The organism is Streptomyces sp. NPDC048182 (assembly GCF_043202555.1).
Classification (GTDB): Bacteria; Actinomycetota; Actinomycetes; order Streptomycetales; family Streptomycetaceae; genus Streptomyces.
The window spans coordinates 51094-72381 of record NZ_JBIDAQ010000018.1; the positions used below are offsets into that span (position 1 = coordinate 51094).

Consider the following 21288-nt stretch of genomic DNA (forward strand, 5'->3'; position numbering starts at 1 on the left):
AGCCGTCCGCCTTCCTGCCACTGCGCGGGCGCCGGCGCCCAGGGGGCCTGCGAAAGGCCGCCCGCTTCGATGGGCCGGCCCGGCGGCTTCGACCGGGCGGGCCGCGGCGGTCCTACGGTGCTGCGGTGCCGCTTCCTCTCCTTACCTCCCCCGCTCGCGCCCGGCCGTCCCGCGCGGCGGGCGCGGTGCTGCTGCGGCGGTGCCTGCGCCGGGCCCGTCCGCAGCTGGTGCGTTCGGTCGCCTGGGCCGTGCTGCGCCAGTGCGCCTTCGTCGCCCTGCCCTGGGTGCTCGGCCTCGCCGTCGACTCCGCGATCCGCCGGGCCGACCCGGCGCGGGCCGCCGGCTTCGCGGGCGCGCTGCTCGCCGTCGCCTGCGCCGAGTACGCGGGGATGCGGGGCTGGCAGCTGTGGAGCAACCTCGCCGAAGCGGAGGCCGGGGCGTGGCTGCGGACGCGGCTGCTGCGGGCGGTGCTCGAGGACGTCTCCCGGCCGGTGGACGGCCCCGGCGAGCCGGACACCGACGCCGGGGACCTGACCACGCGGGCCGGGCGGGACGTGGAGAGCGTCGTGTACTGGGTGCACGGGCTGACCACCTGGGTGGTCATCGGCACGACGGTGCTGCTCCTCGGACCGGCGCTCGCGGGGCTCGACCCGGTGCTGCTGCTGGTCGCCGCGCTCACCGTGCCGGTGCTGCTGGTGAACCGGGTCTTCCCGCCGCTCTACGGGGCCCGCTCGGCCGCGCTCGCCGAGGCGCACGCCCGGCGGTCCGGGACGGTCGGCGAACTGCTGTCGGCCATGGTGTCGTTGCGCGGGGTGGGCGCGGACCGGGTGATGGTCGCCCGGCACCGGCGGGACAGCGCGGAGGTCACCCGGCAGACCCTGCGCCTGGGCGGCGTCTCCGCGCTGTGGGAGGCGACGGCCTTCGCGGTGCCGCGGCTCGCCGTCGTCGTGGGCCTGCTGGCCGGCGGCGGCGCCGTCCTCGACGGACGGATCAGCGTCGGCCAACTGACCGCCTTCGTGCTGTGGATGGGCACGGTCGCCGTCGCCGTCGGGGCCGCGGTGGCCCGCCTCGGCGACCGCGCGGACGCGGTGGTCGCGGCGGAGCGGATCGCCGTGGTCCTCTCCGAGGGCGCGACCGGGGGTGACTCGGCGCCGGACGCCGACGGGGCCCCCGGCGGCGCCACGGCACACGGACCCGGTTCGGCCTTCGCCGCCGCGGCACCGGGGCCGGCCCCGGACACCTGCGCGGCATCGACCCCCGGCACGGCACGGGGCATCGGCGTGGTCTCGGGCGCCGGCGCGGCTCCGGGTCCCGGGTCGGCGCCGGGTGGTGTGCCTCGTCCGCGGGGGCCGGTGGCGGAGGGTGTGCTGGAGGTCGCCGGGCTGACGGTGTGCCGGGCCGGGCGGGACGCGTTGGGGCCCTTCGCGCTCAGCGCGCGGGCCGGGGAGTGGGTCGCGGTGACCGGGCCGACCGGCAGCGGCAAGAGTTCGCTGCTGCGCGCGCTGGCCGGGCTGCTGCCCGCGTCGGGCACGGCCACGCTGGACGGCCGGCCGCTGCGCGGTGCGCCGCACCTCACGGTGGGCCTGGTGCCCGAGGCGCCGTTGCTGCTGACCGGCACGGTCACCGAGAACCTGCTGCTCACCGGCGACCACCCGCGCGACGCGCTGGACCGGGCCTGCCGCGCCGCGGGCCTCGACCTCGCCCTCGCCGGGCTGCCGGACGGCACCGGCACCGAGGTGGGGGTGCGCGGGCGCGCCCTGTCGGGCGGTCAGCGGCAACTGGTCGCCCTCGCCCGGGCGCTGCTGCACGACAGCCCCGTCCTGCTGTTCGACGACACGACCTCCGCGCTGGACGCCGCCACGGAGGCCGCGGTGCTCGCCCGGCTGCGGGCGGCGACCGCGGGGCGCGTGGTCGTCTTCGCCACGCACTCCCCGGCGGTCCGCGCCCTGGCCGACCACGAGGTCACCCTGCCCGCCCCGAGGACGGATCCCCGCCATGTCTGACGCGTCCGCATCGATGTCGCCACCCCCGGCGGGGTCCGCTCCGGTACGGGACACCGGTGAGGGCGGGTCGCCCGCGCCCGCGGCGGAGGTCGCACGGCGGGGCGTGTTCCGGCGGGCGCTGGCGCTGGTGCCGGGAGCGGTGCGGTGGGAGGTGGTCGGGACAGGGATGCTGAACCTCGGCGGGGCGGCGCTCGCGGTGGGGTCCACCGCCGTCACCGGGCTCGTCGTGGACGCCGCCGCGGACGGGGACCGGGCGGGGCTGCCGCGCCGGCTGGGGCTCCTGCTGCTGCTCACCGTCGTCGCCTCGGCGCTGGTGTGGCTGTCGCGCACCACCCTGGTGCGGGCAGGCGAGCGGGTGCTGGCCGCGCTGCGGGACCGGGCCACCGCCTCGGTCGGCGCCGCCCCGCTGCGCTTCCTGGAGCGGCACCGCGACGGCGAGCTGCACCGCCGGCTCACCGGTGAGATCAGCGGCCTGGCCGCGTTCGCCGGTGGCACGCTGCCCGACCTGGTCTCGGCCGCTGCGGTGCTGGGCCTCACCGTCGCCCTGCTGCTGGCCGCCTGCTGGCCGCTGGCCCTCGCCCTGCTGGCGGTGTTCGTGCCGCTCGCGTTCGTCGTCGTACGGACCTTCCACCACCGGGCGGGCCCGGCCTACGCGCGGCTCGCCGAGGCCGAGGCGGACGTGGCCGCCACCTTCGGGGAGTCACTGCCGGCCCGGGAGCAGCTGTGGGCCAGCGGGAGCGTGCCGCGCTGGCTGGCGCGGTTCGGGCGGGACAACGAGCGGCTCCTCGCCGCGCGCGGGGTGCAGGTGCGCGCCGAACTGGTGCTCAACCGGCTCGCGCTGGTGCAGGCCGGGGCGCTGGCCGTCCTGGTGGTGCTGGGGGCGTTCCTGGTGGGCCGGGACCTACTGAGCGCCGGCACGGCCGTGGTGTTCGTGCTGGCCACCCGGGACCTGCTGCTGCGCTTCGAGGAGCTGGTGGGCGCGGTGGGCGACGCCCGGGAGGCGCACGTGCGGCTGGGCCGGCTCCTGGACCTGATCGACGCCGCCGAGCCGGTGTCCGGGCCGGTCTGGGACCCGGTGGCGCTGCCCGTCCGAGGGGACCTGTGCGCCCAGGGTGTCCGCTTCGGGTACCTGCCCGGTGGGCGCGCCGTGCTGGACGGGTTCTCGTTGACCGTCCCTGCCGGTGACCGCCTCGCCGTGGTGGGCGAGACCGGGTCGGGCAAGTCGACCCTCGGCAAGCTGCTGGCCGGCCTGTACGCCCCGGACCGGGGCCGGGTCACCTACGCCGGGCACGACCTGGCCGCCCTCGACCCGGTGGCGCTGCGCGAGCGGATCGTGCTGGTGCCGCAGGAAGTCGCGCTGGTGCGGGGCACGCTGGTGGAGAACCTCGCGCCGGGGGCGGGCGGGACCGACCGGGGCCGCGTCGCGGCCGGGGTGGCGCGGCTGGGGCTGTCGGCGTGGGTGGCGGGGCTGCCCGCGGGGCTGGACACACCGGTGACGGACCGGAGCCTGTCGGCGGGCGAGCGCCAGCTCGTGGCGATCGTCCGGGCCTTCCTGACCGACCCGGCGGTGCTGATCCTGGACGAGGCCACGGCCGGCGTCGACCACGGCACGGCCGCCCGGATCGAGGAGGCGCTGGCGGCGGCGGCCGAGGACCGGACTCTGATCGTCGTCGCGCACCGCGCCGACACGATCGGCCGGGCCCGGCGCCGGCTCGGCATGCCCGGGGGCACGCTGCTCGACGCCTGACCCGGCCGGCGTGTGCCGCCCGCGTGGCGGCTACTTACCCGCGACGGCCTTCACGAGCAGCGGCGTCAGCTGCTCGGTGACCCAGGAGGCGCTCAGCGCGTCCGGGTAGGCGATGGCGGAGGCGAGGTTGTTGTCGGAGGGGACCACCACGAAGTGCTTGCCCTTGACGGCCTTGAGCGAGCGGAAGAGCTTGTTGCCCTCCAGCTCCTTCGGGCTGAGCACGCCGCGGTCGCCGAACGGGTAGGTGACGAGCAGCACGTCGGCGTCGAGCTGGTCGAGGTTCTCCAGGCTGACGCCGTTCTTGTCGGGCCCGTAGTCCTTCGCCTTGTCGGTCTTGGTGAAGCCGAGCTGCTCGAAGACGCCCGGGTCCTGCTCGGCGTAGGACATGAAGCTGATCTGCTCGGGGTGGACCACCGTGTAGGTGTACGTCTTGCCCTTGAACTCGGGATGCGCGGCGGCCGCGTCGGCGGTGACCTTCGCGTCGGCCTTGACCACCTGCTCCGCCTCGGCGGTCATGCCCAGCGCCTTGGCCGCGGTGCGCAGGCGCTCCTCCCAGGTCATGGTGTCGGCCTGCTTCTTGTCGGTGTAGGTGACGACCGGGGCGATGGGCGCGAGCTTGTCGTAGTCCTTGTCCATCTCCCAGGTGTTGACGCCGAGGATGATGTCGGGTGCCTCGGCGGCGATCTGCTCGTAGGCGGTGCCGTCGGTGTCGTCGTAGGTCTTGAGCTTCTTCACGCCGAGCTTGTCGAGGGCGCGCTGCTTGTGGGCGGCGGGCTTCGCGCCGTCCTCGGCGTCGGGGCTGATGACGGGAACGAGGCCCAGGGCGAGGGCGATGGCGGTGTCGCCGTCGGAGACGGTGGCGACCCTGACCGGCTTCTTCTTCACCTCGGTGGAGCCCCACGCGCTGGACAGCTCGACCGGGTAGGCGCCGCCCTTGCCGGCCCGGGTGTCCTTGGCGGGCGTGTCGTCGTCCCCGCCGGAGTCGCCGCCGCCGCACGCGGTGAGCAGGCCGAGGGTGAGGGCGGCGGTGAGGGCGAGGGCGCCGCGGGTGCGGGCTCTGACGGCGGGGTGGGTCAGCACGGGTGGTTCTCCTTGGTGGGGTCGAGGTGCCGGCGGCCCAGCGGGAAGATCTGGGGCCGGTCGGCGCGGGGATGCGGGACGACCAGGCAGTCGAGTCCGAAGACCTCGGCGACCGTCTGCTCGGTGAGGACCTCGTGCGGCGTGCCCTGCCTGACCACGCGTCCGTCGCGCAGGGCGACGATCGTCGAGGCGTACAGGGCGGCCTGGTTGAGGTCGTGGGACACCAGGACGATGGTCTTGCCGGTCCGCGCGTTGAGGTCGGCGAGCAGGTCCATGACCTCGATCTGGTGGGCGATGTCCAGGTAGGTGGTGGGTTCGTCCAGGAGGAGGGTGGGGGTCTCCTGGGCGAGGGCCAGGGCGATCCACACGCGCTGGCGCTGGCCGCCGGAGAGCTGGTCGACGGGGCGGTCGATCAGCCCGGCCGTGCCGGTCGCCTCCAGGGCGGCGGCGATGGCGAGGTCGTCGGCGGCGCTGCGCCGGGTGCCGAAGCGCTGGTGCGGGTGGCGGCCGCGCCAGACCAGGTCGCCGACGGTGATGCCCTCCGGGGCGATGGGCGACTGCGGCAGGATGCCGAGCCGCCGGGCCACCTCGCGGGTGGGCAGGGCGTGGATGTCCCGCCCGTCGAGCAGCACCGTGCCGGCGGCCGGCGTGAGCAGCCGGGCCAGCGACTTCAGCAGGGTCGACTTGCCGCAGGCGTTGGGGCCGACGAGGGCGGTGACGCGGCCCGGGGCGATCTCCAGGGAGAGGGCGTCCAGGACGGTGCGGCCGTCGTAGCCGGCGCTCACGGCGTCGGCGGCAAGGGCGGGGCCCTCGGCGGGGGCGGCCGGGTCGGTGGGTGCGGGGGCGGGGTGGTTCACGAGGGGGCTCCTGGTCCGCGCCGGAGGATCAGCCAGACGAAGTAGGGGGCGCCGAGCAGCGCCGTGAGGACGCCGGTGGGCACGGGGGAGATCTGCGGGGCGTGCTGCGCGGCGACGTCTGCGGCCAGCACGATGACGGCGCCGACCGGGACGGCGAGGCCGACGGCGCGGTCGGCGCCCACCAGGCGGGCGGCGATGGGGCCGCTGACCAGGGAGACGAAGCCGATCGGGCCGGTGACGCTGGTGGCGAGCGCCGCTGCGGCGGCCCCGAGCAGCAGGGTGGCCGTACGGGCCGCGCCGACCCGGGTGCCGAGCCCGGCGGCGAGCTGGTCGCCGACCGCCAGCGCGCCGAGCGCCCGGCCGAGCGGGGCGGCGGCGAGAAGGCAGGCGGCGAGCCCGGCGGCGAGGGTGGTGACGCCGTCCCAGTCGGCGCCGCTGACGCTGCCGACCAGCCAGCGCAGCATCTGCGTGCGGCTCTGCTCGCCGGCCATGGTCAGCAGGTAGTCGACGTAGGCGGTGCACACGGCGGCCAGGCCGATGCCGATCAGGACCAGCCGGTAGGTGTCCACCCGGCCGGCCCGCCGGCTGAGCGCGAGCAGCACGGCGACCATGGCGAACGATCCGCCGAGGGCGCCCAGTTCGACGCCGAAGGGCAGCTCCGCGGCGAACAGCAGCACGGTGACCGCACCGGCGCCGGAGCCGGCCGAGATGCCGACGATGTCGGGGGTGGCCAGCGGGTTGCGGATCAGCCGCTGATACAGGGCGCCGGACAGGCCGAACAGCGCGCCGGACAGCAGCGCGGCGAGGGCGCGGGGCATCCGGATGCGGTGCACGACGTAGTCGGCAAGCCCGGTACGCCGGCCGAACGCGGCGGGCACCACGTCCTGCCCGGCGATCCCCCGCAGCCCACCGAGCAGCAGGGAGCAGGCCAGCAGCCCGACCAGCGCGGCCGCGAGCACGCAGGCGACGAGGAGGGTACGGCGGTTCGCCCGGCGCCGGGCGTCCCGCAGTCGGCGCGCGGTGAGGGCGACGGCGGCGTCGGGGGCCGGGTCGGGGGCTCGGGGCGACGGGGACGCGTGCGGCGCGGTGTCCCGCGCCGTGCGGCGCTGCCGCCCCTCGGCGGTGGAGGTGGTGGGTTCTGGCACGGTCGTCACATCCGGACCAGGTCGCGGCGGCGGGCCAGCCAGACGAAGAACGGGACGCCCACCGCGGCCGTCATCACCGAGACCTGGATCTCGCCGTGGTCGAGGACCAGTCGGCCGGCGGTGTCGGCGCCGACCAGCAGGGCCGCGCCGACCGCCATGGCCAGCGGCAGCGCCCAGCGGTGGTCGGCGCCGACCAGCAGCCGGGCCATGTGCGCGGCGACCAGGCCGACGAAGGCGACCGGGCCGACGGCGGCTGTGGCGGCGGCGCACAGCAGGACGGCGACGGCGGCGGCGGCGAGCTGGGCCCGCGCCACCCGGACGCCGAGGCCGCGGGCGGCGTCGTCGCCGAGGGCGAGGATGTTCAGCGTGCGGCCGAGCGGCAGCGCGAGCAGCAGTCCGGCGAGCGCGAACGGGGCCAGCTCGGGCAGCACCTGGGAGCGGCCGGTGAGCTGGCCGAGGGACCAGAAGCGCAGCGCGGAGAAGACCGCCTCGTCGCGCACCACCAGCAGGGTGATGACGGAGGAGAGCACCGCGGCGACGGCCACCCCGGCGAGCACCAGGCCCACCGTGGTGCTGCCGGTGTTGGTGCGGGTCCCGATGGCGTGCACCAGCGCCGCGGTGAGCGCCGAGCCGGTCAGGGCGAGCCAGAAATAGGTGCTCGCGTCCTGCGCGTCGAGGCAGAGGATGCCGAGCACCACGGCCGCGGCGGCGCCCTGCTCGACGCCGAGGATCCCCGGGTCGGCGAGCGGGTTCAGGGTCACCGCCTGCATGATCAGCCCGGCCGCGCCGAGGGCGGCGCCGACCGCGAGCCCGAGCAGGGTGCGCGGGATCCGCTCGGTCCACAGCACGTCGTGGTCGTAGCCGGTGCCGGCGGGGTCGAGCAGGATGCGCAGGACGTCCAGCGGCGAGATGTCGCGGGCGCCGAGCCCCACGCTCGCGACCGTGAGGGCCAGCAGTATCGGGCCGGCGAGCACCAGCGCGGTCGACCCCCGGGCGGCACGCGTGCGTGCGGGGGTCTCGTGCGCGGACGTCGCCGGCGGGGCCGTAGGGTTCATGACGGTTTCGGGGCTCCTCACCTGGCGCGGTGCAGGTTAGGTTAGCCTTACCGACGCGTCGGCCGGTCCAAGGACGGAGCCGGACGGATCGCAGTGAGGGGTCAGAACGGGCCGCCTCCAGGGAGATGGGGACGGTACATGACCACCAGGGCGCTGCGTACGGTCGGCGGGGCGGCTGCGGAACCGGCGGCCGGGCCGGCCGGGCCGGTGCTCATGGACGAGGACTTCATCACGGCCGGCGGCCATCCGCTGCACGTGCACGACTTCCACCAGTTCCTGTATCCGGCGCTCGGCCGGATCTCGGTGTCCGCGCTCGGCCGGTCGCACGAAATGTCCCCGTCGGTGGCACTGTGGATCCCGGCGGGCGTCGAGCACAGCGCGCGGTTCAGCGCGGACGCCGTGATCGTGGTGGAGACCTTCGACGCGGCCCGGTTCGCCCTGCACTGCGCGGTGCCGACCCCGGTCAACGTCACGGAGGCGCAGCGGCTGCTGCTGCTCGGCCGGACCCGGGACGCGGAGGCGGACGACGACGACCCGGAGGTCTTCGCGGCGCTGTCCGCGGGCCACCCGCACAGCCTGCCGCTGCCGCAGCCGGTCACCCCGGCCGCGCTGGCCGTCGCGGCGGCGCTCGCCCGGACACCGGGGGACGCGCGGACGGCGACCGAGTGGGCGGCGGAGCTGTACACCAGCTCCACCAGCCTGCGCCGGGCCTTCCGCGCGGAGACCGGGATGGCCTTCTCGGAGTGGCGCACCCGGCTGCGCCTGAACCACTCGCTGCCGCTCCTCGACCAGGGGCAGTTGGTGGGCGCCGTGGCGGCGCAGGTCGGGTTCGTGAGCACGAACGGCTACATCCTCGCCTTCCGCCGCCACTTCGGCCGCACGCCGGGGGTGTACGTGCGGGAGGCGCAGGAACGGTACGCCTGACCTCCCGGCCGTCCGGCTCAGGCGAGCAGCCGCCCCGGGTGGGCCAGTCGGCGGGCCTCGGTCAGCAGGGAGTTCAGCTGGGCGCCGATGTGGTCGAGGTGGCGGACGGCGGTGCGGAAGGGCAGCCGGGCGTCGCGGTGGGAGTCGGGGTACTCGATGCGCAGGGTGAGCCCGTAGCGGTCGATGCCGACGGGGAGGGCGCGCAGCACACCCCGGTCGCGCAGCGGGCGGACCAGGCGGAGGAGCAGGGGCACGAGTTCGCCGTGGCCGTCCACGAGGTGGGTCAGCAGGTCCGCCTCGTTGGCGGCGACCGGGTCGGGTTCGGCGTCCTGGAGCTCCTTGAGGGTGACGAACACCCGCCCGCCGTCGTCCTCCAGGACCGCCTGGCCGAACTCCAGGCAGGCGCTCTTCGGCGAGTCCGGGTCGTACGGGCCCGGCAGCAGTCCGGTGAGGGTGACCCGGGCGCGCAGCCGGTCGCGGACGGGGGTGGGGGCGACGTCGGTGAGTTCGAGGCGGACCGGGACCCGGGGGCCCGTGGTGACGTGGGCGCCGTCGGAAGGTGCGTGGAGGTGGAAGTGGCCGAGGGCCTCCTCGCCTCCGAGCCGGCACACCTCGGTGCGCACGCCCTCGCTCACCACGGTCAGCGAGGTGGCGGTGGTGAGGATGGAGCGGACGCGTTCCGCGGCGGTGGGCGCGGTGGTCCCGGCGGTGCTCCGGGCGGTGGTCCGGGCTGGTGAACGACGCATCCGGCTCTCCAAGCGAGGGGGGACTGAGCGGTGACCGGTGAGGGTTACTTAGGCTTGCCTAACCTAACCTACACTGCGGCGCCGCGCGGCGGACCCACCCCGCTCGACTATCTTGGCGGGCATGCAGTCCTACACGATCGGTCAGGCGGCCCGGCTGCTCGGCGTCAGCCCCGACACCGCGCGCCGGTGGGCGGACGCGGGCCGGGTGGCGACCCATCGCGACGAGGGCGGCCGGCGCCTGGTGGACGGCCGCGACCTGGCCGCCTTCTCCGCCGAACTCGCCCGGGGCGCCGGCGTGGAGGAGACGCCCTCGCACACCTCGGTGCGCAACGCCTTCCCCGGCATCGTCACCGCGATCAAGCTCGGCGACGTGGCCGCCCAGGTGGAGATCCAGGCGGGCCCGCACCGGCTGGTGTCGCTGCTGACCCGGGAGGCCGTGGAGGAACTGGGCCTGGAGGTCGGCATGGAGGCCACCGCGCGGGTGAAGTCCACGAACGTGCACGTCGACCGGGTCTGACGCCCGCTCAGGGATCGGCCGCGCGGGTGACCGTGACGCTTTCGTTAGCACTCACGGCGTTGACACGCATAACGGGTTGTCTGACGATCAACGCGGCCCCAAGTGATCTTCGGCCGTTCACGTCCTTCCTCCGGTCCGTGCCCGCGCCGCCCGGCGCCCGGGGCACCGGCCGGGGCCTGCCCGGAAGCGAAAACCTCTTATGTCAGCAGCAGTTGTGGCGCGCCGCGCCGTCGTCGGCGGTGCCGCCGCCGTGTGTCTGGTCCTCGCCGGCGGATCCGGTGCCTGGGCGCACGGCAAGCCGGGCGGTGACGGCTGGGGGAACGGGAACGCCGGCGCGTACCAGGCCGAGGACAAGGTGCCGGCCCAGGACACCAGCGGGGACTGCGAGTTCTCCCTGGACGGCACGGCCTGGGCCGCGGCCGTCAAGGTGGACGACCTCTCCCTGAGGCCGGCTGCCGACGGCAAGGTGCACCTCCAGGTGCGTCCCGCCGCCGGCGGGGCCTCCTGCACCGTCTCCATCGCCTCGTACCGCACCCACGGCGCGTCGTGGAACACCTCCGGGCTCCAGGTCTTCCACGACTTCGACACCGCCTCGGTCAAGAGCGGCGGGACCGACTCGCTCGACATCTCCGTCCCCGACGCCGGGTGCTTCGCCCAGGTGGACCTGTACCGCGGCCGGGTGAAGTACGACGGGCTGCTGGATGCCGAGGACGGCTTCGACCACGGTGAGCTGCCGGAGGGCCCGGGCCGCGCGGTCATCAAGGAGAAGAACATCAGCTGGTGGAACGGCGGCAGCCGCGACTGCACCGCCGTGAGCACCCCCGCGCCGAGCGCCTCCGAGACGACCCCGGCCCCGGAGGAGCCCGCCCCCGGCGCGACCACCCCGGCGCCCGCCGCCAGTACGCCGGAGACGACGGCCGCGCCGTCGGACACGGCCACCGCGCCGGACGGCACCGTCCCGGACGCGACCCCGTCCGCCGCCGGCACCGCGGCCCCGTCCGACGCCCCGTCCGCGTCGGCGACGACCGCCGCGCCGGCGTCCGGCGACGACCTCGCCAACACCGGCGGCGGCAACGTCACCGCCATCGCGGGCGCGGCGGCGGTGCTGCTGGCCCTGGGCGGCGGGCTGGTCGTCCTGCGCCGCCGGAACTCGGGCAACGCCGCCTGATCATCCGGCCCGCGCGCCTCAGGGGGCGTCTCCTCCGGTCCACGAGGACGGAGGGGGCGCCCCCGCGCTCACGCGTGGCACAGCAGGGCCGCCCACAGGTCGAGGCGGTCGGCGAGCCGGGACAGGTCGCGGCCGGTGAAGTGCTCGATGCGCCGCACCCGGTAGTGCACGGTGTTGACGTGCACGTGCAGCGCCTCCGCGGCGCGGGCCCAGGAGCCGTCGCAGTTGAGGAAGACGGCCAGGGTCTCCAGGAGCGGCAGCGCGAAGGCGTTCGCCGGGTCGAGCAGCGGCCCGAGGACGCCGCGGCTGTAGGCGGCGCGGACCTGCGCCGGGACGCCGGTGAGCAGGGCGCCGACGCTGGTGAGGCCGGCGGCGTCGGTGAGCAGCGAGGCGCCGGGGGCGGTGTGGCGCGCGGAGTCCAGGGCGTAGCGTGCCTCGGTCAGCGCGCCGGGCAGGTCCGCGCGGCTCTCGGCCGGTGTGCCGGTGCCGCCGTGCAGCGCGCGGGCCGGCGCGCACGCGGCGACCAGCGGCCACACCGCGCCCGGTCCGGCGGGCGGCGCGTCGCCGGGGACGACGGCGAAGGCGGTGCCGTCGGGCAGCGCCCCGACCGCCGCCGCGCCCGCGCCGGCCAGCACCTCCGCGAGCGCCGCCGTCGCCCCGGCGCCCGGGGCCGGGCCGCCCGCCCCGCCCACCGGGTCCGCGGTCGCGACCAGGACCCGGTAGGGGCCCTGCACGGGTAGCCGGCAGTCCCGCAACGCGCCCTCGACGGACGCCGGTTCACCCGACGCGGCCTCCCCGGCGCCCGCGAGCAGCGCGCCGAGCCGGTCGGCCGCCCGGCGGTCCGCCGCCACCGCGCGGGCCTCGGCCGCGTGGCAGCGGGCCAGCACGGCCGCCGCCTCGTGCAACAGCCGGGGCGGCACCGCGTCCGGCTCGGGCAGGTACAGGCGCCAGGACCCGTACGGGTCGACCGCGTCGGCCTCGACGGGCACCGTGGCGCCGCCGCTTTCCGCCGGGCGGGCCGCCGCCTCGGCCGGCGCGAGCGCGGGCGCCCCCTCGGTGGCCGCGACCGTGCGGCCGGCCGGCGTCAGCAGGTAGGCGACGACGTCGGGCCGCAGGTGCGCGAAGCAGGCGCCGAGGACCTCCGCCGGGCCCGCCCCCTCGGCGAGCAGCGCGCCCAGCCGCCCGCGCACGTTCTCCGGCAGGGCGTGCCCGCGGCTCACCTCGCCCCACTGCCGAAGGTAGACGGTGTCGGTGACGGCCCGGAACATCACGTCGGCCGGCACGGCCGCGACCGGTATGCCGTGCTGCGCGCAGGCGGCCACCACCTCCCCCGGGACCGAGCCGTGCGTCTCCTCGCCGGCGAGCAGCACCGCGGCGTCCGCGTCGCGCAGCGCGGCGACGAACCGCTCGGTGCGCCGCCGGCCCTCCCCCGGCGTCCACCAGACGAGGCCGCTCAGCACCACCTCGCCCGCCCGCACGAAGCGCGCGGGATCCTCCAGGTCGGTGACGGTCACCCCGCTGATCTCCCGGCGCAGCAGGGGGTCGGGCGCCCACAGCGGGCGCAGCCCGAGGCTCTCGTCCGACAGGAGGTGTTCGACGTGCATGTGATCCGGCTCCTCGCACCCGGCCGGGACGGCTGTACGGTGCCCGGCGGCTCGCATCCGCCAGGCGAACACGAGTCATCGCATGGTAAGTGCAAGGCCGCACGAGCGGTATGCCTGTTGGTCGATTCACCAACCGGCGCCCCGGAACCGGTCGCGTTTCCGTGTGGCGCACCAGTCGTGCCGGGCCCGGTCGCGTTGCTTCACTGACCGGCATGGACCTGAACACGGTGGTGCGGATCCGGGACGCCCGGGCGCCCGAGCCCTGGCGCCCGGGGGACGCCTTCCTCGGCGGCGGCACCTATCTCTTCTCCGAGCCCCAGCCCCACCTGCGCCGCCTGGTGGACCTGAGCCGGACCGGCTGGACGCCCGTGCGGCTGCTCGCGGACGGCTCGCTGGAGATCGCCGCCACCTGCACGATCGCCCGGCTGTCCCGCTTCGCGCGCGGGCTCGCCGCCCCGGCGGCCCCGCTGTTCGAGCAGTGCTGCCGGGCCTTCCTGGCCTCCTTCAAGATCTGGAACATGGCCACCGTGGGCGGCAACCTCTGCAACGCCCTGCCCGCCGGGCCGATGATCTCGCTGACGGCCGCCCTGGACGGGGAGTGCCTGCTGCTCGCCCAGGACGGCACCCGGCGCCGGGTGCGGGTCGCGGACTTCGTCACCGGCGCCGGGCGCAAGGTCCTCGGCGAGGGCGAGCTGCTGCGCTCGGTGACCCTGCCGGCCCGCGCCCTGGCCTGCCGCACGGCCTACCGGCAGGCGTCGCTCTACGGGCTCGGCCGGTCGGCCGCGCTGGTGATCGGCGCCCTGGACCCGCTGGACGGGTCGCTGGCGATCACCGTGACGGCGGCCACCGTCCGGCCGGTGGGGCTGTGGTTCCCGCTGCCGCCCACCGCGGCGGCGCTGCGGTCGGCGCTCGCCGCCGCCGTCGCGGACGAGGAGTGGTTCGACGACATCCATGGACTGCCCGCGTGGCGGCGCCACATGGCGTTCCGGTTCGCCGAGGAGATCCGCCGCGAGCTGCGCGAGGAGGCGCGATGAGGATCGAGGTCAACGGCCGCCCCCACGAGGAGGAGCCGCGTCCGGGCCAGTGCCTGCGCACGTATCTGCGCGAGCGGGGCTGGTTCGGGGTGAAGAAGGGCTGCGACGCGGGCGACTGCGGGGCCTGCACGGTGCACGTGGACGGCGAGCCCGTGCACAGCTGCCTCTACCCGGCCTTCCGCGCCGACGGCCGCGCCGTCACCACCGTGGAGGGCCTGGCCTCGCCGGAGGGCGAACTGCACCCGGTGCAGCAGCGGTTCCTCGACGCGCAGGGCTTCCAGTGCGGCTTCTGCACGGCCGGCTTCCTGATGACCACGGCGGCCCTGGACGAGGAGAAGCTCGCCGACCTGCCCCGGGCGCTCAAGGGCAACCTGTGCCGCTGCACCGGCTACCGCGCCATCGAGGACGCGATACGGGGCGTGCGGCACGTCGAGGAGCCGGCGCCCGGTGAGTCGGTGGGCCGCAACCTGCCCGCCCCGGCCGGGCCGCAGGTGGTCACCGGCACCGCCCGCTACACCTTCGACGTCGACGTGCCGGGGCTGCTGCACATGAAGCTGCTGCGCTCCCCGCACGCGCACGCCCGGATCACCGCCGTCGACACCGCCGCCGCGCTGCGCGTGCCCGGCGTCCACGCCGTGTTCACCCACCGCGACGCCCCGGACCGCCACTACTCCACCGCCCGGCACGAGAACCCGGACGACGATCCGGACGACACCCGCGTCCTGGACGACACCGTCCGCCACATCGGCCAGCGGGTCGCCGCCGTCGTCGCGGACAGCGAGGGCGCCGCCGAGGAGGGCTGCCGGCGGATCGAGGTGGCGTACGAGGTGCTGCCGGCCGTCCTCGACCCGGAGGAGGCGATGCGCCCCGGCGCCCCCGTGGTGCACGACAAGGACGCGGCGGCCGCCCGCATCTCCCGGCCCCGGGACAACGTCGTCGGCGAGGCGCACGGCGAGATCGGCGACGTCGAGGCCGGGTTCGCCGAGGCCGACGCCGTCTACGAGGAGACCTTCCACACCCAGCGGGTGCAGCACGCCAGCCTGGAGACGCACGGCGCGATCGGCTGGCTGGACGAGGACGGCCGGCTCACCCTGCGCACCAGCTCGCAGACGCCGTTCCTGACCCGCCGCGCCCTGTGCGCGCTGTACGACCTGCCCCTGGACAAGGTGCGGGTGATGACGGGCCGGGTCGGCGGCGGGTTCGGCGGCAAGCAGGAGATGCTGGTCGAGGACGTCGTGGCGCTGGCCGTACTGCGGCTCGGGCGGCCGGTGAAGCTGGAGTACACCCGTCCCGAGCAGTTCTTCGGCGCCACCACCCGCCACCCCTTCGCGGTCCGCGTGAAGGCGGGCGCCCGCCGGGACGGCACGCTCACCGCGCTCCAGATGCGGGTGGTCTCGAACACCGGCGCGTACGGCAACCACGGTCCCGGGGTGATGTTCCACGGCATCGGCGAGTCCATGGCGGTCTACCGGGCGCCGCACAAGAAGGTCGACGCCTTCGCGGTCTACACGCACACCGTCCCGGCCGGCGCCTTCCGCGGCTACGGCCTCAGCCAGACCCTGTTCGCCGTCGAGTCGGCGCTGGACGAACTGGCCCGCCGACTGGGCCTGGACCCGCTGGAGTTCAAGGCCCGCAACATCATCGGCCCGGGCGAGGGGATGCGCGCCCCGGGCGGCCACGACGACGACCTGCACGTGGCCAGTTACGGCCTCGACCAGTGCCTGGACATCGTGCGCCGGGCGCGGGCCGAGTCCGGTTCCCCGGCTCCCGAGGGCTGGCTGGTCGGCCAGGGCGCGGCGCTCGCGGCCATCGCCACCGCACCGCCCGGAGGTCACTTCGCGGACGTCCGGGTGGCGCTGCTCGCGGACGGTACGTACGACCTCGCGGTGGGCACCTCCGAGTTCGGCAACGGCACGACGACCGTGCACCGGCAGATCGCGGCCGGCGAGCTGGGCACCACCGTCGACCGCATCGCCGTCCGCCAGTCGGACACCGACGTCGTACGGCACGACACCGGCGCGTTCGCCTCCACCGGCACCGTGGTGGCCGGCAAGGCCACGCTGCGCGCCGCCCGGGGCCTCGCCGACACGCTGCTCGACTTCGCCGCCGCCCGGCTGCGGGTGCGGCGCGCCGAGTGCCGGCTGGTGGAGGACGCGGTGGTGCACCCGGGCGGGCGGCTGGCGCTGAAGGAGCTGTTCGCCGCCGCCCGCGCCGTGACCGTGGAGCTGGCCGCGGACGGGAGCTTCGGGGGCACGCCCCGCTCGGTCGCCTTCAACGCCCACTGGTTCCAGGTGGCCGTCGACCCCGGCACCGGGGAGATGCGGATCCTGCGCAGCGTGCACGCCGCCGACGCCGGGCAGGTGATGAACCCGATGCAGTGCCGGGGGCAGGTCGAGGGCGGTGTGGCGCAGGCGCTCGGGGCCACGCTCTTCGAGAACGTCCGCCTCGACGGGCGGGGCGCCGTCGACACGGCCGCCTTCCGGCGCTACCGGCTGCCGCAGTTCGCCGACGTGCCGCGCACCGAGGTGCACTTCATGAAGACGACGGACACCATCGGGCCGCTGGGCGCCAAGTCGATGAGCGAGAGCCCCTTCAACCCGGTCGCCCCCGCCTTCGCCGCCGCCCTGCGGGACGCGACGGGGACGCGTTTCACCGAGCTGCCGCTGACCCGGGACCGGGTGTGGCTCGCCCTCGACCGGTCCGGCGACGAGGCCGGCGGCGGTCAGGGCCAGCCGGGGTAGCCGCCGTCGACCCGGATCGCCTCGACCCCGCTGACGTACCGCGCCCCGCAGCGGTCCTGCGGCAGCACCAGTTGCGGGCGGGCGCCGGGCGGCGGGCCGCCGTCCAGGGTGAGCGCCAGCAGGACCGGCGCGCGGCCGAAGTCGGGGTCGATCTCCGCCCAGGACAGCAGCGCGTGGTGGCCGTCCGCGCCGCGCACGGCGATCAGGAAGCGCAGCCGGTCCTTGCGCCGGGCGGCGTCGAAGCGGGGGCCGGCCGCCGCGAGCACGTCGTGCAGCAGCGGCCCGGTGAACGTGTGGTGCCGGCTGCCGCTGGTGGCGCAGTCGAAGACGACCCGGGCCGTGTGCTGCGGATAGGCGCGCAGCCGGGGCACGGACAGCAGGGCCGGCCCGGCCAGGTCGCCGGTGAGGGCGATCTCCACCACCGCCTCGGCGGCCGTACCGAGCGGTGCGAGGGACTGGTCCACGGGCTACCACCTCCCCGGGTGAGCTACCCCGACCGGCACCCCGTACAAACGCACATACCAGCCTCAGAGATCAAATGCCCAGCTCATGCGATGAGACAGCAGACGTACGGTTCGCAGGTGCGCCAGTATGATCCTCGCATGACCCTGACGTGTCCGTGAGAAGGAGTACTCCCGTGATGACCCGTTCCGCGCGCCGCACCCGCCGTACCCTCCAGGTGGCCGGCGTCGGTGCCGCCGCGCTGCTGGCGCTCAGCGCCTGCTCCTCCTCCGACGACGACGCGCCGTCCGCGGACTCGACGGCCTCCTCCTCGGCCGGCTCCTCCTCTTCGCAGAAGCTGTCCGGCACGGTCACCGTGTTCGCCGCGGCCTCCCTGAAGGAGAGCTTCACGATGCTGGGCAAGGAGTTCGAGCAGCAGCACCCCGGCACCAAGGTGACGTTCAACTTCGCGGGCAGTGACGCCCTCGCGGCGAGCATCACGGGCGGCGCCCCGGCCGACGTGTTCGCGGCGGCCAGCCCCAAGACGATGAAGATCGTCACGGACAAGGGCGACGCCAGCGGCACGCCGGCCACCTTCGTGCGCAACCAGCTGGAGATCGCCACCCTGCCGGGCAACCCCGGCAAGATCGCCTCGCTGAAGGACCTCGGCAGGTCCGGTGTGAAGACGGTGCTGTGCGACAAGGAGGTGCCGTGCGGCGCCGCCGCCGAGAAGGCGCTGGCCGCCGGCGGCGTGAAGGTCACCCCGGTCTCCTACGAGCAGGACGTCAAGAGCGCCCTGACCAAGGTGGAGCTGAAGGAGGCCGACGCCGCGCTGGTCTACCAGAGCGATGTGCGCGCCGCGGGTGACAAGGTGGAGGGCGTGAACTTCCCTGAGGCGGCGAAGGCCGTCAACGACTATCCGATCGCCACGCTCAAGGACGCCCCCAACGCGGCGGCGGCCACGGCCTTCGTCGACCTGGTGCGTTCCGCCGAGGGCCAGAAGGTGCTGACCGAGGCCGGGTTCCTCAAGCCGTGACGTCCACGCGCCACCGGCGCGCCCCGCGGCTCCGCGGCGGCGCGCCGCTCCCGCTGCTCGCGCCGGCGCTGCTCGGCCTCGCCTTCCTGGTGCTGCCGCTGCTCGCCCTGCTGATCCGCGCCCCCTGGCGCAGCCTGCCGGGCCTGCTGACCAGCCCGGAGGTGTGGCAGGCGCTGCGCCTGTCGCTGGTGTGCGCGACCGCCGCGACGGCGGTGGCCCTGGTGATCGGGGTGCCGCTGGCCTGGCTGCTCGCCCGGGTGGAGTTCCCCGGGCGCGGTCTGGTGCGGGCCCTGGTCACCCTGCCGCTGGTGCTGCCGCCGGTGGTGGGCGGTGTGGCGCTGCTGATGGCGCTCGGGCGCAACGGGGTGGCGGGCAGATGGCTGGACGACTGGTTCGGCCTCACCCTGCCCTTCACCACCACGGGCGTGGTCGTCGCGGAGGCGTTCGTCGCGATGCCCTTCCTCGTCATCAGCGTCGAGGGCACCCTGCGCGCCGCCGACCCGCGCTACGAGGAGGCCGCCACCACCCTGGGCGCCTCCCGCTTCACCGCGTTCCGCCGGGTGACCCTGCCGCTGATCGCGCCGGGCATCGCGGCCGGCGCGGTGCTCGCCTGGGCGCGGGCGCTCGGCGAGTTCGGGGCGACGATCACCTTCGCCGGCAACTTCCCGGGCCGGACCCAGACCATGCCGCTCGCCGTCTACCTCGCCCTGCAGAGCGACCCGGAGGCGGCCATCGCGCTCAGCCTGGTGCTGCTCGCGGTGTCGGTGGCGGTCCTGGCGGGGCTGCGCGACCGCTGGATGACGGCCTCGTGAGCCGCCCGACCGGGACTGGCCCCACCCCGAAGGGGCCCCTGGAGGGGCCTCTGGAGGGGCCTCTGGAGGGGCTCGACGCGCGGCTCGTGGTGGAGCGCGGCGCCTTCCGCCTGGACGTGGCGCTCACCGTGGCGCCCGGCGAGGTGGTCGCGCTGCTCGGCCCGAACGGCGCGGGCAAGACCACGGCGCTGCGCGCCCTGGCCGGCCTCGAACCGCTCACCGACGGGCATCTGCGCCTGGACGGTATCGAGTTGGAGCGCGTCCCGCCGGAGTTCCGGCCGGTCGGCGTGGTCTTCCAGGACTACCTGCTCTTCCCGCACCTGTCCGCCCTGGACAACGTCGCCTTCGGGCCGCGCTGCCGGGGCGCCTCCAAGGCCGAGGCCCGCGAGCGGGCCGCCGGGTGGCTGGAGCGGCTCGGGCTGACCGCGCACGCCGGCGCCCGGCCCCGGCGGCTGTCCGGCGGACAGGCCCAGCGGGTCGCGCTGGCCCGGGCGCTGGCCACCTCGCCCCGCCTGCTGCTCCTGGACGAGCCGCTGGCGGCCCTGGACGCCCGCACCCGCCTGGAGGTGCGCGCCCAACTGCGCCGTCATCTGGCCGAGTTCGAGGCGGTCGCGGTGCTGGTCACCCACGACCCGCTGGACGCCATGGTGCTCGCCGACCGGCTGGTGGTCGTCGAGGACGGCCGGGTCGTGCAGGAGGGCACTCCGGCGGAGACCGCCCGCCGCCCCCGCACCGACTACATCGCCCAGCTCGTCGGCCTCAACCTCTACCGGGGCCGGGCCGACGGCCACACCGTGCGCCTGGACACGGGCGCCGAGGTCACCGTGACGGAGTCCCTGGCGGGCCCGGTCTTCGTGGCGTTCCCGCCGGTCGCCGTCACCCTGCACGGGGACCGGCCCGCCGACATCAGCGCCCGCAACGTCTGGCGCTGCGAGGTGGCCGGCCTGGAGACGCACGGCGACCAGATCCGCGCCGACCTCACCGGTGAACTCCCCCTGGCCGCCGACCTGACCACCGTCGCCGCCGCCCAACTGGACCTGCGTCCGGGCGCGGAGGTGTGGGCGGCGGTGAAGGCGGCGCAGACGCACGCGTATCCGGTCTAGGGCGTGTCCGCAAAGTCCCGCCTGCCGAGCAACTCCCTGGACGGCCGGAGGGATCGCGTGATCGGGTGTGCTCCATGAGCACCCTGATCCGTCACGTGACCGTCGACTGCGCCGACCCCTACACCCTCGCGGGCTTCTGGGCCGGCGCCCTGGACGGCTCGCTCGCCGACGACGACCTGCCCGGCGACCCGGAGGCCCTGGTCAGGTCGGCGTCGGTGACGCTGTTGTTCGTCCGGGTCGAGGACGCCAAGGCGGTGAAGAACCGGGTGCACCTCGATCTCCAGCCCCAGGACCGCACCCGCGACGAGGAGGTCGAGCGCCTGCTCGCGCTGGGCGCCACGCTCCAGGGCGACCGCCGCAGGGCGGACGGCACCGGCTGGGTGACGCTGTTCGACCCCGAGGGCAACGAGTTCTGCGTGGAGATGAGTGCGGCGGAGCGCTCGGCCCGCTAGGCGAGGGCGCCGCCCCTCAAGGGGGGCCGTTCAGCCGGCGCGGCCGCGGCCTCGCCGGTGCAGGTCGGCGTGGGCCGCGGCGAGATGGGCCCGCCGGGGCTCGGGCAGCCGCCGGGACGCCTCGCGCAGCGTCAGTCCGGACAGCCGGGGCAGCCGCTCGGCGAGCCAGTCGGCGATTCTGTCGGGGTGGTGCTTGGTGCCCTCGCGCAGGGCCCAGCCGACAGCCTTGCGCACGAAGAACCGCTCGTCGGTGAGGAGCGGGTCGGCGACCTCGGCGAAGACGGGGAACCAGCGCGGGAAGTCGTCCTCCTCCCGCAGCACCATGAGGAAGCCGAGCACGCCGCCGCGCCGCACCCACTGCCCGGGGTCGGCCGCCCAGCGGCGCACCGCCTCCTCCAGGCCCGGGTGGCGCGGCAGCAGCCGGCCCACGACGAACGGCGCGAGCAGGTCGACGTGGCCCCAACTGCGGCACTGGCGCAGCAGCGCCTCGAAGAGGGCGGCGTCGTCCGCTCCCAGGCGGTCGGTGTAGCCGGCCAGCACGAGGAGCGCCGTGGAGCGGTGCTCGTGCACGGGCCGGGACCACAGCTCGGCGGCGAGGGCGGTGGCCCGGCCGTGGTCCAGTTCCCGGTGGTCCCGCACGAAGGACCGCACCAAGGCGCGCATGGCGGGCAGCGGCACGCCGACGTGGTCGAGGTCGCTCTTGAGGTAGCGCTTCTCCGCCGCCGCGCGGCCGGGCACCGCGGCGTGCTCCAGGCGGTCGCGGAGCTGCCCGGCGAGGTCGGTGACGGACTGTTCGGGCACGGTGCGGTGGCGCCTTTCGGTG

19 protein-coding genes are annotated in these 21288 nt (G+C 75.8%); 11 read left to right on the top strand and 8 right to left on the bottom strand.

Annotated elements, in window-relative coordinates; translation table 11 throughout:
* Positions 1-125: 125 nt before the first annotated feature.
* The gene (locus tag ACGFZL_RS28410; protein ID WP_393695949.1) at positions 126-2003 is read left to right on the top strand and encodes an ATP-binding cassette domain-containing protein; all 1878 of its coding nucleotides are present in this window, start codon (positions 126-128) and stop codon (positions 2001-2003) included.
* Positions 1996-3750, top strand: a complete 1755-nt coding sequence (locus tag ACGFZL_RS28415; RefSeq protein WP_393695951.1) for an ABC transporter ATP-binding protein — start codon at positions 1996-1998, stop codon at positions 3748-3750. Before ACGFZL_RS28410 ends, ACGFZL_RS28415 begins: the two co-directional genes overlap by 8 nt.
* A 30-nt stretch (positions 3751-3780) precedes the next feature.
* Here the strand turns inward: ACGFZL_RS28415 and ACGFZL_RS28420 are convergent, their stop codons facing one another.
* The 4 genes from ACGFZL_RS28420 to ACGFZL_RS28435 all read right to left on the bottom strand — a co-directional run bounded on the left by ACGFZL_RS28420 (position 3781) and on the right by ACGFZL_RS28435 (position 7887).
* On the bottom strand, positions 3781-4830 hold the full coding sequence (locus ACGFZL_RS28420; RefSeq protein WP_393695953.1) for an ABC transporter substrate-binding protein: 1050 nt from the start codon (positions 4828-4830) through the stop codon (positions 3781-3783).
* Positions 4824-5615 (bottom strand): ABC transporter ATP-binding protein, encoded by a 792-nt coding sequence (locus ACGFZL_RS28425; RefSeq protein ID WP_393696118.1) that lies wholly within the window; start codon positions 5613-5615, stop codon positions 4824-4826. Before ACGFZL_RS28425 ends, ACGFZL_RS28420 begins: the two co-directional genes overlap by 7 nt.
* A gap of 68 nt (positions 5616-5683) precedes the next feature.
* Positions 5684-6832, bottom strand: a complete 1149-nt coding sequence (locus ACGFZL_RS28430) for a FecCD family ABC transporter permease (protein ID WP_393695955.1) — start codon at positions 6830-6832, stop codon at positions 5684-5686.
* A gap of 5 nt (positions 6833-6837) precedes the next feature.
* Positions 6838-7887: a FecCD family ABC transporter permease gene (locus ACGFZL_RS28435; RefSeq protein ID WP_393695957.1), complete on the bottom strand. Its 1050-nt coding sequence runs from the start codon at positions 7885-7887 to the stop codon at positions 6838-6840.
* A 138-nt stretch (positions 7888-8025) separates the two neighbouring features.
* Here ACGFZL_RS28435 and ACGFZL_RS28440 point away from each other — a divergent pair, with 138 nt between their 5' ends.
* Complete coding sequence (locus ACGFZL_RS28440) at positions 8026-8811, top strand: AraC family transcriptional regulator (RefSeq protein ID WP_393695959.1); 786 nt, start codon at positions 8026-8028, stop codon at positions 8809-8811.
* Positions 8812-8828: 17 nt separating this feature from the next.
* Here ACGFZL_RS28440 and ACGFZL_RS28445 read toward each other — a convergent pair whose 3' ends face one another.
* Entirely contained in the window at positions 8829-9557 is a 729-nt protein-coding gene (locus ACGFZL_RS28445; protein WP_393695961.1) for a DUF2470 domain-containing protein, read from the bottom strand.
* A gap of 121 nt (positions 9558-9678) precedes the next feature.
* Here ACGFZL_RS28445 and ACGFZL_RS28450 point away from each other — a divergent pair, with 121 nt between their 5' ends.
* Together ACGFZL_RS28450 and ACGFZL_RS28455 are read left to right on the top strand one after the other, a co-directional pair.
* Positions 9679-10074, top strand: coding sequence for a helix-turn-helix transcriptional regulator (locus tag ACGFZL_RS28450; RefSeq protein WP_355170083.1), 396 nt, complete (start codon positions 9679-9681; stop codon positions 10072-10074).
* A gap of 199 nt (positions 10075-10273) precedes the next feature.
* Positions 10274-11242, top strand: coding sequence for an LAETG motif-containing sortase-dependent surface protein (locus tag ACGFZL_RS28455; RefSeq protein WP_393695963.1), 969 nt, complete (start codon positions 10274-10276; stop codon positions 11240-11242).
* A gap of 68 nt (positions 11243-11310) precedes the next feature.
* Here the strand turns inward: ACGFZL_RS28455 and ACGFZL_RS28460 are convergent, their stop codons facing one another.
* On the bottom strand, positions 11311-12846 hold the full coding sequence (locus ACGFZL_RS28460) for a PucR family transcriptional regulator (RefSeq protein ID WP_393695965.1): 1536 nt from the start codon (positions 12844-12846) through the stop codon (positions 11311-11313).
* 212 nt (positions 12847-13058) lie between these two features.
* On the opposite strand from ACGFZL_RS28460, the gene ACGFZL_RS28465 reads away from it, so the two are divergent.
* Positions 13059-13880 (top strand): FAD binding domain-containing protein, encoded by an 822-nt coding sequence (locus ACGFZL_RS28465; RefSeq protein WP_393695967.1) that lies wholly within the window; start codon positions 13059-13061, stop codon positions 13878-13880.
* Positions 13877-16621 carry a molybdopterin-dependent oxidoreductase gene (locus ACGFZL_RS28470; protein ID WP_393695969.1) on the top strand — a complete coding sequence of 915 codons (2745 nt, stop codon included), beginning with the start codon at positions 13877-13879 and terminating at the stop codon, positions 16619-16621. Before ACGFZL_RS28465 ends, ACGFZL_RS28470 begins: the two co-directional genes overlap by 4 nt.
* On the opposite strand, the gene ACGFZL_RS28475 is transcribed toward ACGFZL_RS28470, so the two are convergent.
* The gene (locus ACGFZL_RS28475; RefSeq protein ID WP_393695971.1) at positions 16603-17085 is read right to left on the bottom strand and encodes a hypothetical protein; all 483 of its coding nucleotides are present in this window, start codon (positions 17083-17085) and stop codon (positions 16603-16605) included. The genes ACGFZL_RS28470 and ACGFZL_RS28475 overlap by 19 nt on opposite strands.
* Positions 17086-17261: 176 nt before the next feature.
* On the opposite strand from ACGFZL_RS28475, the gene modA reads away from it, so the two are divergent.
* From modA to ACGFZL_RS28495, 4 genes are all read left to right on the top strand, one after another.
* Complete coding sequence (gene modA, locus ACGFZL_RS28480) at positions 17262-18098, top strand: molybdate ABC transporter substrate-binding protein (protein ID WP_393695973.1); 837 nt, start codon at positions 17262-17264, stop codon at positions 18096-18098.
* Entirely contained in the window at positions 18095-18910 is an 816-nt protein-coding gene (gene modB, locus ACGFZL_RS28485) for a molybdate ABC transporter permease subunit (RefSeq protein WP_393695975.1), read from the top strand. Before modA ends, modB begins: the two co-directional genes overlap by 4 nt.
* Before the next feature lie 38 nt (positions 18911-18948).
* The gene (locus tag ACGFZL_RS28490; protein ID WP_393696120.1) at positions 18949-20013 is read left to right on the top strand and encodes an ABC transporter ATP-binding protein; all 1065 of its coding nucleotides are present in this window, start codon (positions 18949-18951) and stop codon (positions 20011-20013) included.
* A gap of 74 nt (positions 20014-20087) precedes the next feature.
* Positions 20088-20465, top strand: coding sequence for a VOC family protein (locus ACGFZL_RS28495; protein ID WP_393695977.1), 378 nt, complete (start codon positions 20088-20090; stop codon positions 20463-20465).
* Between the two features lie 30 nt (positions 20466-20495).
* Here ACGFZL_RS28495 and ACGFZL_RS28500 read toward each other — a convergent pair whose 3' ends face one another.
* On the bottom strand, positions 20496-21266 hold the full coding sequence (locus ACGFZL_RS28500; RefSeq protein WP_393695979.1) for a DNA alkylation repair protein: 771 nt from the start codon (positions 21264-21266) through the stop codon (positions 20496-20498).
* Positions 21267-21288 lie beyond the last annotated feature (22 nt).

Bases quoted from the DNA above. Each gene is read 5' to 3' on its own strand.
- ACGFZL_RS28415 (WP_393695951.1), top strand. From the start codon at position 1,996: ATGTCTGACGCGTCCGCATCGATGTCGCCACCCCCGGCGGGGTCCGCT.
- ACGFZL_RS28435 (WP_393695957.1), bottom strand. From the start codon at position 7,887: ATGAACCCTACGGCCCCGCCGGCGACGTCCGCGCACGAGACCCCCGCA.
- ACGFZL_RS28440 (WP_393695959.1), top strand. From the start codon at position 8,026: ATGACCACCAGGGCGCTGCGTACGGTCGGCGGGGCGGCTGCGGAACCG.
- ACGFZL_RS28445 (WP_393695961.1), bottom strand. From the start codon at position 9,557: ATGCGTCGTTCACCAGCCCGGACCACCGCCCGGAGCACCGCCGGGACC.
- ACGFZL_RS28450 (WP_355170083.1), top strand. From the start codon at position 9,679: ATGCAGTCCTACACGATCGGTCAGGCGGCCCGGCTGCTCGGCGTCAGC.
- ACGFZL_RS28455 (WP_393695963.1), top strand. From the start codon at position 10,274: ATGTCAGCAGCAGTTGTGGCGCGCCGCGCCGTCGTCGGCGGTGCCGCC.
- ACGFZL_RS28460 (WP_393695965.1), bottom strand. From the start codon at position 12,846: ATGCACGTCGAACACCTCCTGTCGGACGAGAGCCTCGGGCTGCGCCCG.
- ACGFZL_RS28465 (WP_393695967.1), top strand. From the start codon at position 13,059: ATGGACCTGAACACGGTGGTGCGGATCCGGGACGCCCGGGCGCCCGAG.
- ACGFZL_RS28470 (WP_393695969.1), top strand. From the start codon at position 13,877: ATGAGGATCGAGGTCAACGGCCGCCCCCACGAGGAGGAGCCGCGTCCG.
- modA (WP_393695973.1), top strand. From the start codon at position 17,262: ATGACCCGTTCCGCGCGCCGCACCCGCCGTACCCTCCAGGTGGCCGGC.
- ACGFZL_RS28495 (WP_393695977.1), top strand. From the start codon at position 20,088: ATGAGCACCCTGATCCGTCACGTGACCGTCGACTGCGCCGACCCCTAC.